The 12,904-nt window shown below is 63.7% G+C and carries 8 protein-coding genes; all 8 read right to left on the bottom strand.

The genetic code is table 11. The features are described from left to right. Positions 1 to 62: 62 nt before the first annotated feature. The 8 genes from F8O08_RS01510 to F8O08_RS01475 all read right to left on the bottom strand — a co-directional run bounded on the left by F8O08_RS01510 (position 63) and on the right by F8O08_RS01475 (position 12,895). Positions 63 to 299, bottom strand: coding sequence for an antitoxin (locus F8O08_RS01510; protein WP_158038449.1), 237 nt, complete (start codon positions 297 to 299; stop codon positions 63 to 65). Positions 300 to 425: 126 nt separating this feature from the next. Beyond that, complete coding sequence (gene tuf / locus F8O08_RS01505) at positions 426 to 1,616, bottom strand: elongation factor Tu (protein ID WP_158030736.1); 1,191 nt, start codon at positions 1,614 to 1,616, stop codon at positions 426 to 428. Positions 1,617 to 1,763: 147 nt separating this feature from the next. Continuing rightward, a complete protein-coding gene (gene fusA / locus F8O08_RS01500; protein ID WP_158042365.1) occupies positions 1,764 to 3,866 on the bottom strand; it encodes an elongation factor G in 2,103 nt (700 codons plus the stop codon). A gap of 99 nt (positions 3,867 to 3,965) precedes the next feature. Then, positions 3,966 to 4,436: a 30S ribosomal protein S7 gene (rpsG, locus tag F8O08_RS01495; RefSeq protein WP_158030734.1), complete on the bottom strand. Its 471-nt coding sequence runs from the start codon at positions 4,434 to 4,436 to the stop codon at positions 3,966 to 3,968. Beyond that, positions 4,436 to 4,810: a 30S ribosomal protein S12 gene (gene rpsL, locus F8O08_RS01490; RefSeq protein WP_158030733.1), complete on the bottom strand. Its 375-nt coding sequence runs from the start codon at positions 4,808 to 4,810 to the stop codon at positions 4,436 to 4,438. Before rpsL ends, rpsG begins: the two co-directional genes overlap by 1 nt. Positions 4,811 to 5,004: 194 nt before the next feature. Beyond that, a complete protein-coding gene (ppk2, locus tag F8O08_RS01485; protein ID WP_158038451.1) occupies positions 5,005 to 5,853 on the bottom strand; it encodes a polyphosphate kinase 2 in 849 nt (282 codons plus the stop codon). 120 nt (positions 5,854 to 5,973) lie between these two features. Further along, positions 5,974 to 8,040 (bottom strand): acyltransferase family protein, encoded by a 2,067-nt coding sequence (locus tag F8O08_RS01480; RefSeq protein WP_225733527.1) that lies wholly within the window; start codon positions 8,038 to 8,040, stop codon positions 5,974 to 5,976. Between the two features lie 982 nt (positions 8,041 to 9,022). After that, complete coding sequence (locus F8O08_RS01475; RefSeq protein ID WP_158038453.1) at positions 9,023 to 12,895, bottom strand: DNA-directed RNA polymerase subunit beta'; 3,873 nt, start codon at positions 12,893 to 12,895, stop codon at positions 9,023 to 9,025. Positions 12,896 to 12,904 lie beyond the last annotated feature (9 nt).

Raw genomic sequence — 12,904 nt, 5'->3', positions numbered from 1 at the left:
ACTCGTGTCGACACATCAGAAGAGAGCTCTGTCAGACGCTCGATTCGTTCACGGGCGACAGGTCACTCGTTGCCGATCGTCTTGTCCGCGGCGTCACGGGCCTGCTGCACCTGATCCGAGAACTTCTCGCCGGTGACCTTGTTCGCCAGATCGGCCGCCTTGTCGAGCAGCGAGTCTGAGATCTCTTCGGCCTTGTCGCTCTGCATCGCCTGCTTCGCCTTGTCGGCAAGCCCTCCGGCCTGCCCCGCGACGCCGCCAGCAGCGTTCTTCGCCTTGTTCACCAGATCTTCGAGTCCCATGGCGGATCCCTTTCTCGTTGGGCCTCACCGGTAGGGGCCCGTTGCAGACAACTCTACAGATTCGCCCGAACACGCAGAAAGACCCCGGATCTCTCCGGGGTCTTTCAGACAAGCGGTCTGTGAGGACTACTTGATGATCTTGGTCACCGTGCCGGCGCCAACGGTGCGTCCACCCTCACGGATGGCGAAGCGCAGGCCCTCTTCCATGGCGACAGGCTGAATCAGATCAACCTTCATGTCGGTGGTGTCACCGGGCATGACCATCTCGGTGCCCTCAGGCAGCGTGATGACGCCGGTGACGTCCGTGGTGCGGAAGTAGAACTGCGGACGGTAGTTCGAGTAGAACGGGTTGTGGCGGCCGCCCTCATCCTTGGTCAGGATGTAGGCGCTGCCCTCGAACTCCTTGTGCGGGGTAACCGAACCGGGCTTGGCCACAACCTGGCCGCGCTCGACGTCCTCGCGCTTGGTGCCACGAAGCAGCAGGCCGACGTTCTCGCCCGCACGACCCTCGTCGAGCAGCTTGCGGAACATCTCGATGCCGGTGACGGTGGTCTTCTGAGTGACCTCCTGGATGCCGACGATCTCGACGTCCTCGTTGATGTGGATGATGCCACGCTCAACACGGCCGGTGACGACGGTGCCACGACCGGTGATCGTGAAGACGTCCTCGATCGGCATCAGGAACGGCTTCTCGGTGTCGCGCACCGGATCCGGGATGTACTCGTCAACTTTGTCCATGAGGTCGGCCACAGTGGCAGCCCACTTCTCGTCGCCCTCAAGCGCCTTCAGCGCCGAGACGCGCACGACAGGAGCGTCACGATCGTAGTCCTGGCTCTCGAGGAGGTCGCGGACCTCTTCCTCGACGAGCTCGAGGATCTCTTCGTCGTCAACCATATCGGTCTTGTTCAGAGCGACGAGGATCGACGGCACGCCCACCTGGCGAGCGAGCAGCACGTGCTCGCGAGTCTGGGGCATGGGGCCGTCGGTCGCAGCGACCACGAGGATCGCGCCGTCCATCTGAGCAGCACCGGTGATCATGTTCTTGATGTAGTCGGCGTGGCCGGGGGCGTCAACGTGTGCGTAGTGACGCTTCTCGGTCTGGTACTCGACGTGCGAGATGTTGATCGTGATGCCGCGCTGGCGCTCTTCAGGAGCGTTGTCGATCTGATCGAATGGGGTGAACGGGTTGAGATCGGGGTACTTATCGTGCAGCACCTTGGTGATCGCCGCCGTCAACGTGGTCTTACCATGGTCGACGTGACCAAGCGTGCCAATGTTGACGTGGGGCTTTGTCCGTTCGAACTTTGCCTTCGCCACTGTGGGTCCTCCTCAGGACTCTCATGTAGTTGGCTCAACCCGATTCTGTCTCGGAGAGTTACCTACGATTTGATTCTTGCGTACTTACCTATCTTACAGCCTACGGCACGGTGCCGTAACCAGCACCGTGCCGCGAGACCCCAAGCTTTATTCGCCCTTTGACTTCTGGACGATCTCGTCTGCCACGGCGCGAGGCACCTCGGCATACGTCTCGAACTGCATCGAGTACATCGCACGACCCTGGGTCTTCGACCGCAGGTCGCCGACGTAGCCGAACATCTCAGAGAGCGGAACGTTCGCTTTGATGACCTTGACGCCGGTGGCGTCCTCCATCGACTGGATCTGGCCGCGACGTGAGTTCAGGTCACCGATGACATCGCCCATGTACTCCTCGGGCGTGCGCACCTCGACAGCCATGACGGGCTCGAGCAGAACCGGCTTGGCCAGCTTTGCCGCCTCGCGGAAGGCCATCGAACCGGCGATCTTGAACGCCATCTCAGACGAGTCGACGTCGTGGTACTGGCCGTCGAGCAGCGAGGCCTTGACACCGACGACCGGGTAACCGGCGATGATGCCCGACGCCATGGCGTCCTGGATGCCCGCGTCGACTGAGGGGATGTACTCGCGAGGAACGCGTCCGCCGGTGACGGCGTTCACGAACTCGTACGTGTTGTCGCCCTCGACCTCCATAGGCTCGAGCTTGATCTGCACCTTGGCGAACTGACCTGAACCACCGGTCTGCTTCTTGTGGGTGTAGTCGTACTTCTCGACGGTCTTGCGAATCGTCTCGCGGTAGGCGACCTGAGGCTTGCCCACGTTCGCCTCGACTTTGAACTCGCGCTTCATGCGGTCGACCAGAATGTCGAGGTGCAGCTCACCCATGCCGCCGATCTCGGTCTGACCGGTCTCGGGGTTGAGGCTGACCTTGAACGTCGGGTCTTCTTCGGCGAGCTTCTGAATCGCGATGCCGAGCTTCTCCTGGTCGGCCTTCGTCTTGGGCTCGATGGCCACGAAGATGACCGGATCCGGGAAGGTCATCGACTCGAGCACGACCGGGTTGTGGATGTCGCTCAGCGTGTCGCCGGTGGTGGTGTCTTTCAGACCGATCGCCGCGTAGATGTGTCCGGCAGTGATCTCTTCGACCGGGTTCTCTTTGTTGGCGTGCATCTGGAAGAGCTTGCCGATGCGCTCTTTGCGCCCCTTGGTCGAGTTGAGCACCTGCTCGCCCGACTTGGCATGCCCCGAGTAGACGCGGATGTAGGTGAGACGACCGTAGAACGGGTGCGCCACGACCTTGAACGCCAGCGCCGCGAACGGCTCGGAGGCCTCAGGCTTGCGAGTGATCTGCTCGTCTTCATGGCCGGGAACATAGCCGACCATGTCGGGCACATCGAGCGGCGACGGCAGGTAGTCGACCACCGCGTCGAGCATGGGCTGGACGCCCTTGTTCTTGAACGCCGAGCCGGCGAGCACGGGGTAGGCCTGGCTCGAGATCGTCAGCTTGCGAATGCCTGCCTTGATCTCGGAGATGGTGAGCTCTTCGCCGCTGAGGAACTTCTCGAGCAGCGCATCGTCGGTCTCGGCCACGGCCTCGACCAGCTCTTCGCGGTATTTGGTGGCCTTCTCTTTGAGATCGTCGGGGATCTCTTCGATCTCGTAGTGCGTGCCGAGCTCGACATCGCCGCGCCAGGTCAGAGCACGGTTCTCGACCAGGTCGACGACGCCCTCGAAGGTGCTCTCGGCACCGATCGGCAGCTGAATCACGAGCGGACGAGCACCGAGACGATCTTTGATGGTCTGCACGGTGTAGTAGAAGTCAGCGCCGAGCTTGTCCATCTTGTTGACGAAGCAGATGCGCGGCACGTCGTACTTGTCAGCCTGACGCCACACGGTCTCAGACTGCGGCTCGACGCCTTCCTTGCCGTCGAAGACGGCGACGGCGCCGTCGAGCACGCGCAGCGAACGCTCGACCTCGACGGTGAAGTCGACGTGTCCGGGGGTGTCGATGATGTTGATCTGGTTGTCGTGCCAGAAGCACGTGGTCGCGGCAGACGTGATGGTGATGCCGCGCTCCTGCTCCTGATCCATCCAGTCCATCTGAGAAGCGCCATCGTGAGTCTCACCGATCTTGTGGGTGATACCGGTGTAGTACAGGATGCGTTCCGTGGTGGTGGTCTTACCGGCATCGATGTGAGCCATGATGCCGATGTTGCGAACCTTCTTGAGATCCGTGAGCACTTCGAGCGCCACGATGGTTCCTTCCGAGAGAGTGTGTGAAGAGTGTTTGATGTCGAGAGCAATGATCTGTCGGCGGCCGAGACTCCATGCCTCGGCCGCCGACAGCCATGATCACCAGCGGTAGTGTGCGAAGGCCTTGTTCGACTCGGCCATCTTGTGCGTGTCTTCACGGCGCTTGACCGCGGCACCGAGACCGTTCGACGCATCGAGGATCTCGTTGGTCAGGCGCTCGGTGATGGTCTTCTCGCGGCGGAGGCGAGCGTAGGTCACGAGCCAGCGCAGAGCCAGCGTGTTGGCGCGGTGAGGCTTGACCTCGACCGGCACCTGGTAGGTCGAACCGCCGACGCGGCGTGAACGAACCTCAAGCGTGGGGCGCACGTTGTCGAGCGCCTTCTTCAGCGTGGCGACCGGATCTTCGCCGTTCTTCTCACGCGTGCCTTCGAGAGCGGCGTAGACGATGTTCTCGGCGAGGCCCTTCTTGCCGTCGAGCAGGATCTTGTTGACCAGCTGCGTGACGACGGGAGCGCCGTAGACCGGATCGGCGACGACGGGACGTTTGGGAGCGGGACCCTTACGTGGCATTACTTCTTCTCTCTCTTCGCTCCGTAGCGGCTGCGAGCCTGCTGACGGTCTTTGACTGCCTGGGTGTCGAGCGCACCGCGGACGATCTTGTAACGGACGCCGGGGAGGTCTTTCACACGACCGCCGCGGACGAGCACCATCGAGTGCTCCTGGAGGTTGTGGCCTTCACCCGGGATGTACGCGGTGACCTCGATGCCGTTGCTGAGCTTGACACGTGCGACCTTACGCAGTGCCGAGTTCGGCTTCTTCGGGGTGGTCGTGTACACACGAGTGCACACGCCGCGCTGCTGCGGGTTCGACTTCAGGGCCGGAGCCTTGGTCTTGGTCACCTTCGGCTTGCGCCCCTTGCGAACCAACTGCTGAATTGTTGGCACAACTTCTCCTTGTATTCGTTGCTCTCTACGTCTGACGCGCACTGCGGCGCAAACTCTGTCGAGTCGACATCTTCACGATGCGGCGAGTCCGGCATTCACTGCTGACCCGCGCGAACATCTGAACTCTCTTGGCACACCACTAATGCGCCATCGACTGAGCTTAGTCAATACACCCTAGGCGCGTCAAATGTCGGTCATTTGTCTTTGCCGGTGTGTTTCTTGCCCGATGACTCGTTCTCAGCCCGGTCGACGAGCGTCTGGGCGAAGTCCGGAACATAGATGTTCTCTTCGCGCGGAGGCCGCTCGTAGCCGGCTCGCTCAGGCCGATCGGGAATCACGATCTGCTTCGGCTCCTGCACCGTGTAGGGAATCGAGCTGAGCAGGTGGTGGATCACATTGAGTCTCGAGCGCTTCTTGTCCTCGCTCTCGACCGTGTACCAGTGTGCCTCGGGGATGTCGGTGTGCACGAACATCTCGTCTTTGGCACGCGAGTAGTCCTCCCACCGAGTGATCGACTGCAGGTCCATGTCAGAGAGCTTCCAGCGACGCATCGGGTCGTTGAGCCTCGAGCGGAACCGCTTCTCCTGCTCCACGTCGCTGACCGAGAACCAGTATTTGAAGAGCAGAATGCCGTCTTCGACGAGCAGTCGCTCGAAGATGGGCGTCTGGTGCAGGAACCGACGGTACTCCTCAGAAGTGCAGAAGCCCATCACGCGTTCGACGCCGGCACGGTTGTACCACGACCGGTCGAAGAGCACGATCTCACCGGCGGCGGGCAGATGCTCGATGTAGCGCTGAAAGTACCACTGCGTCTGCTCACGCTCGCTCGGAGCCGGCAGTGCCACCACGCGCGCCGAGCGCGGGTTGAGGTATTCGGTGATGCGCTTGATCGCAGACCCCTTGCCTGCGGCGTCACGCCCCTCGAAGATGATCAGCACGCGCGCACCGGTCGTCTTCACCCACTGCTGCAGGTTCACGAGCTCGGCCTGCAGACGACGCAGCTCTGACTCATAGACCTTCTTCGGCAGTTTGCCCTTGCTCATTCTTCCCCTTGCTCGTGACTCTGGTGCGGCGCTGAGAATGCGCCACTGCTCAGTATCCCACCTAGCGGCACTCGACGCATGGCGAGCAGTTGGGCCGGCCCCAGTGTCGCGGCCGCCCGATCAGCCGACGACGGTCACACCCAGCCGGCCGAGCGCATCCGTCACCGATGCGACGTACCTGCCGGCGGCGGCATCCCCGGGATGGATCTGATCACCGGCCAGCTCGTCGACGTGGTCTTGGACGGCCGCGTGCCAGTGGGCCACGGCGACCGTCTGCGGATGCTGCGCCGCGACCGACTCCAGCGTCGCGTTGCCGGGCTGCTCCCAGCTGCGCGCCGCGAAGATGTCGACCAGCACGATGCGCCGGTTCGGCCCGGCCCAGGTCACGAGGTCTTCGAGCGCGCCGGCGTCGATGCCTCCGTTGGTACCGGCATGCACGACGAGCACGCGACGATCTGGGTTGTCGGCGAGCAGTTGACGGGCGGCGTGGAAGGTGTCTCCGCTCTGCCTGGCCACCTGAGCGTCGATGAGGATGCCTGGGTAGCTCTCGGTGATCTGACGCGCGCTGGCGAGCATCACTGAGTCTCCGGCGGCGATCATGTCGGTGCCGTGAATCTGCGCGATGGGCTGTGTCGAGGGGAAGAGCGGCTCGGCTGGCGGCGCACCGTGAGGATCGATCGCAGGCGCTTTCGCCGAAGCGGCGTTGGCGTATACGGCCCCGTCCTCCACATACTGCTGGGCCGTCGACCGGTCAGGCGCGCTGATCAGAGAGACGACACAGAGAACGCTGACGATCGCCGCCGCACCGATCGGCACGACGTGCCGACGCATCCCCCCGGTCTCGACCAGGCGGGCGTGCACAGCTTTGACGGACTGTCGAAAGCCGAGCCGCAGAATCGGCTGCTCGACGAAGCGGTAGCTGAGCCAGCTGGCGAGCGTCGTCAGACCGAGGCTGATCACGACGACCAGGGCGGTTGGCAGCGGCTCTCCCCTGCCGCCGACGAGATGACGCACCATGATGATGACCGGCCAGTGCCACAGGTACATGCCATACGACAGCCGGCCGATCAGGCGGCACGGTGCCGTCTGCAGCACCTTGGTGACGACCGATCGCTGGTCGCCGAGCGTAGCGATGGCGACCACGACGAGCGCTGAGACCAAGAAGATGCCACCTTGATAGGTGAACGGGAGCTGGTCGCCGAGCAGTGCGAAGGCGAGGCCGAGCACGGCGAGCGATACGAGCGCGATGACATTGACGACGCCCGCCGCCAGCGGACGCCTCGCCCCGAGCTGGCCCAGCCCTCTGGTGCTGTAGAGGGGTCGCGCGAAGGCGAACGCGGCTCCGAGCATCAGCCCGAAGAGGTGAGTGAATGTGCCGAAGTAGACGGGGCTCGGATCGGCGCCGGGAACGTACATGAGCGCCATGCCCGCCCCTGATGCGATGGCCAGTGCGAGGGCGACGGTCACTCGGCCCGCGCGGCGCACCGCAAGCACGCCGAAGAGCAGCAGCGGCCACACCAGGTAGAACTGCTCTTCGATCGCGAGCGACCAGAGGTGAACGAAGGCGAGCGGCGTGTCTTTGGCGAAGTATGAGTCGTGTGCGCCGATCGACAGCCAGTTCGACGTGTAGGTGAACGCACCGAGAAGCTGCCTGCCGAGCGCGGCGCGCAGGTCGGGCGGAAACAGAGCGAGCGCCGCCGTACAGACGAGCACCATCGCCCAGAGAGCGGGGATCAGCCGCCGAAGGCGCCGCACCCAGAATCTGCCCAGGCTGATGCCGTCTCGGTCGTCGTGGTCGCGAACGAGACCCGAGGTGATGAGAAAGCCGCTGAGCACGAAGAACACGTCGACGCCGAGATATCCGCCCGGCAGCCACGAGGTGTCGAGGTGATAGACGATGACCGCGAGCACGGCGATCGCGCGAAGTCCGTCAAGGGCTCCGAGGCGTCGTCTGGGAGCGGGCTGCGGCTGATCTGCCTCTGGACGCTGTGTCTGAGCCTTCTGACTCTGAGTCTTCTTGTTCTGAGTCTTCTGGCCCTGAGTCTTCTGGTGCTGGCCCTTTGGCGATTGGGCCCGCTGAAGGCTGCTCTGCCGGGGGCTGCTCTGCGGCGTCGGCGTTTGAGACGGCGAGACATGAGTCTTCCGCGCTCGGGCAGCGGCTTGCGCTGCCGGCAGCGTCGGGCGCATCGGCGTCTGAGGTGCCGACGGTGTGTGGGGAGCTGGTGGCTGAGCCCGCGGAACAGGCGGCTGTGGCTGTGGGTCCGGGCCCGACAGCGGCTGCGGCTGCGGCTGCGGCTGCGGCTGCGGCTGCGCGGATGCTGTGCGGTGCGGTGCGGTCTGCGCCTGCCGCTCGGCCGGTGCTGAAGGTCGTGGTACGGCCGGTGCAGGCCGCTGAGCGGCTGGGGCGCGGCTCTTCACCGGAGCGGGACGCCAATGCTGCGGTTCGATTTCGTGCCTGCGTGCGGGTGCGGTTACGGGCCCGGTCTTCTGGGCTGGGCTCTTCGTCGAGGATGATTTCGACTCTGCAGACTTCGGCGCCGCATCCGGTGCACCGGTCGGCCGTTGGACGCGACGAGAGGAGGGCTTTCTCACCGGTTTCGCCGAGGTCTGGGACGAAGCAGAAATGGTCGAGGGAGCAGACGGCCGCCGCGGTGCCGATGCCGAATGCACAGTCGCTCGTGCGGCGGAGCTCTGCGTTCCGCTTCGCCGGACGTCAGCTGTGTTCGCCGATCCCGAGTCGGGCGTCTTTGCCGGTGTGCTCTGTTCCCTCTTGGTCATGATCATCTACAGCGTAGTGCCGAGTTCTCATGGCGTCGGCTGGCGCGGCGGGTGTCGGCGTTCTGTCTCGCGGGATGCTCTCCCGGCATCCTTCTTCACGCTCCTTGCTGCACGGTCTGCGCCCCCACCTCGCCTCAGGCGTTCCCGCAGCGACGGCACTGCTGCGACACCGACAGCGCTGTTCAGGCAAACAGTGCGCGATCGTGGCGGCACCATGCCGCACTTGGTCCAACAGCGCTGCGGGACAGAACGAGACGGGCCGAAAGACGAAGAGGGCCGCATGCAGAAGAACTGCATGCGGCCCTCTTCGTCACGGCGCATTACCGAGCCGTCTCAGTCGACCGCCCGGGGTGGGCAGCGGCGACGAGACAACCGATCGAGCCGGTATCGCCTAGTTGTACGTTCCGGGCTCGAAGTTCCCGAAGTCTTCGAGATCGGTGAAGCCCAGATCGCCCTGGCTGAAATCGACCGAATCGTTGAACAGACGGTTCGGGTAACGCTCGGCACGAGCCTCTTCGGTCGGCTCGACTTTGACGTCGCGGTAGACGTTCAGGCCAGTGCCGGCCGGGATCAGCTTGCCGATGATCACGTTCTCTTTCAGGCCCACCAGCGGGTCGGCCTTGCCATCGAGCGCGGCCTGCGTGAGCACGCGGGTCGTCTCCTGGAAAGAGGCCGCAGACAGCCACGAGTCGGTCGCCAGCGAAGCCTTCGTGATGCCCATGACCTCACGACGGCCGGTTGCCGGCTGCTTCTTCTCGACGACCGTCTGACGGTTGACCTTGTTGTAGGCATCGACGTCGACGACCTCGCCGGGCAGGAAGTTGGTTGCTCCATGCTCGACGACAGTGACCTTGCGCAGCATCTGCCGCACGATGACCTCGATGTGCTTGTCGTGAATCGGCACACCCTGTGACCGGTAGACGCCCTGCACCCCTTCGACCAGCAGACGCTGGACGGCACGGATGCCGCTGACGCGCAGGACCTCTTTCGGATCGAGCGAGCCGGCCTGCAGCTGTTCGCCGAGCGAGACGTGCTGCCCCTCTTCGACCAGCAGGTTGGCACGCTTCAGCACCGGGTACACGAACTCGTCGTCACCGTTGTCGGGGGTCACGATGACGCGACGACCCTTCTCGGTGTCTTCGATGTGCACACGACCGTCGGCCTCGGAGATCGGCGACGAGTTCTTCGGGGTACGCGCCTCGAAGAGCTCGGTCACACGAGGAAGACCCTGAGTGATGTCGTCGGCCGAAGCCGATCCGCCGGTGTGGAAGGTGCGCATCGTCAGCTGCGTACCGGGCTCACCGATCGACTGCGCTGCGATGATGCCCACGGCCTCGCCGATGTCGGCGAGCTTGCCGGTGGCCAGCGAACGACCATAGCAGGCCTGGCAGACACCGACCGCAGACTCACAGGTCAGCACTGAGCGAACCTTGACCTGCGTGATGCCGGCCTGGATCAGCTCGTCGATCAGCACGTCGCCGACGTCAGCGCCACGCTTGGCGACCACCGTTCCGTCAGCCGCAACGGCGTCCGTCGCCAGCGTGCGCGAGTACACCGAGTTCTCGACGTTCTCGTCACGCACCAGCGTGCCGTCGACGTCGTTGGCAATGGTGACGTCGATGCCCTTCTTCGTACCGCAGTCGGCCTCGCGGATGATGACATCCTGTGCCACGTCGACCAGACGACGAGTCAGGTAGCCCGAGTCAGCCGTTCGCAGAGCGGTGTCGGCGAGGCCCTTTCGAGCGCCGTGCGTGGCGATGAAGTACTCGAGGTTCGACAGACCCTCTCGGTAGCTCGAGAGAATCGGGCGGGGGTAGATATCACCCTTCGCGTCGTTCACCAGACCACGGATGCCTGCGATGTTACGGATCTGCAGCCAGTTGCCTCGTGCACCCGAGGTGACCATGCGGTTGATGTTGTTCTCGCGCGGGAACGAGGCCTTCATCGCGTCGGCCACCTTGTCGGTCGCCTCCGTCCACACCTTGATCAGATCGGCGCGACGCTCCATCTCGGTCGTCAGACCCAGATCGAACTGTTCCTGAACCTCTGTCGCCTTCTTCTCGTACTCGGCGATGATCTTCGGCTTCTCGGCCGGAGTCACCACGTCGCTCAGCGCCACGGTGACGCCCGAACGAGCGGCCCAGTGGAAGCCGGCGTCCTTGATCTTGTCGAGGGTCTCGGCGACGATCACCTTCGGGTAGCGCTCGGCGAGGTTCGTGACGATCTGCGCCAGCTCGCCCTTGCCCGCCTGTGCCTCGAAGTAGGGGTAGTCGTCGGGCAGCAGCTCGTTGAAGATCGCGCGCCCCAGCGTGGTCTCGAGCAGGAACGGCTTGTCGGCCTCGAAGCCCTCCGGCTCCTTCCCCGGCTCGAACGCGATGTTCTCAAGGCGAATGTGCACCTTGGCGTGCAGATCGAGGTCGCCGAGGTCGCGGGCCAGGATGGCCTCCGAGATCGACGAGTAGTAACGTCCCTCGCCGGCAGCGCCCTCAATGTGATCTGTCAGCGTGAACAGACCGATGACCATGTCCTGTGAGGGCAGGGTGACCGGGCGGCCGTCTGACGGCTTGAGGATGTTGTTGCTCGAGAGCATCAGGATGCGGGCCTCAGCCTGCGCCTCGACGCTCAGCGGCAGGTGCACGGCCATCTGGTCACCGTCGAAGTCGGCGTTGAAGGCCGAGCAGACGAGCGGGTGCAGCTGGATGGCCTTGCCCTCGACGAGCAGCGGCTCGAACGCCTGGATGCCCAGACGGTGCAGCGTAGGTGCGCGGTTCAGCAGCACCGGCCGATCTTTGATGATCTCTTCGAGAACATCCCAGACGTCGGGGTTCGAACGCTCGACTTTACGCTTGGCTGCCTTGATGTTCTGCGCGTAGCCCAGCTCGATCAGACGCTTGATGACGAACGGCTTGAACAGCTCGAGCGCCATCTCTTTCGGCAGACCGCACTGGTGCAGCTTCAGCTGCGGGCCGACCACGATGACCGAACGGCCCGAGTAGTCGACGCGCTTGCCCAGCAGGTTCTGACGGAAACGACCCTGCTTGCCCTTGAGCATGTCGCTCAGTGACTTGAGGGCGCGGTTGCCGGTGCCGGTGACCGGGCGGCCACGGCGGCCGTTGTCGAACAGTGCGTCGACGGCCTCCTGCAGCATGCGCTTCTCGTTGTTCACGATGATCTCGGGAGCACCGAGGTCGAGCAGACGACGCAGACGGTTGTTGCGGTTGATCACGCGACGGTAGAGGTCGTTGAGATCTGACGTCGCGAAGCGACCGCCGTCGAGCTGGACCATCGGACGCAGCTCCGGCGGGATCACCGGGACCACGTCGAGCACCATCGATGCGGGCGACGTGCCGGTGTGCAGGAACGAGCTGACCACCTTGAGTCGCTTGATGGCGCGGATCTTCTTCTGACCGCGGCCCTCTTCGATCTGCAGACGCAGGCTCTCTGCCTCGGACTCGAGGTCGAAGTCCTGCAGACGACGCTGGATCGCCTCGGCGCCCATGTGCCCCTCGAAGTACTCGCCGAAGCGGTCTTCGAGCTCGTGGTACACGGCGTCTTCGGGAAGGAGCTGACCGACCTTGAGGTTGCGGAAGACCTCCCAAGTCTGGTCGAGTCGAGCGATCTGCTCGTCGAACGACTTGCGGATGCGGGCGATGTCTTTCTCACCGGCATCACGCGTACGGCGCTTGGCGTCGGCCTTCGCGCCCGACTCCTCCTGTGCGGCGAGGTCGTTCTCGAGCTGCTTCATGCGCTCGGCGATCTCGGACTCACGAGCCTGTTCGAGCTCCTGAGCCTCGAGTCGAAGCTCGGCCTCAAGAGTGGCCTGGTCTTCGTGACGTCCCTCTTCGTCGATCGAGATGATCATGTAGGCGGCGAAGTAGATGACCTTCTCGAGGTCTTTCGGCGCCATATCGAGCAGGTAGCCGAGGCGTGAGGGCACGCCCTTGAAGTACCAGATGTGCGTGACGGGGGCGGCCAGATCGATGTGCCCCATGCGCTCACGGCGCACCGAGCTCTTCGTGACCTCGACGCCGCATCGCTCGCACACGACGCCCTTGTAGCGGATGCGCTTGTACTTGCCGCAGGCGCATTCGTAGTCTTTGGTCGGGCCGAAGATCTTCTCGCAGAAGAGGCCGTCTTTCTCAGGCTTCAGCGTGCGGTAGTTGATGGTCTCGGGCTTCTTGACCTCGCCGTGTGACCAGTGACGAATGTCGTCTGCGGTGGCCAGGCCGATCTTCAGCTCATCGAAAGTCGTAGTCTCGAGCACTTTGTCTCT

It is taken from the genome of Pseudoclavibacter sp. CFCC 13611 (assembly GCF_008831225.1).
GTDB lineage: Bacteria > Actinomycetota > Actinomycetes > Actinomycetales > Microbacteriaceae > Pseudoclavibacter_A.
The sequence above is the reverse complement of the archived record's forward strand: the minus strand, read 5'-3'. Positions and strand labels throughout refer to the sequence as shown.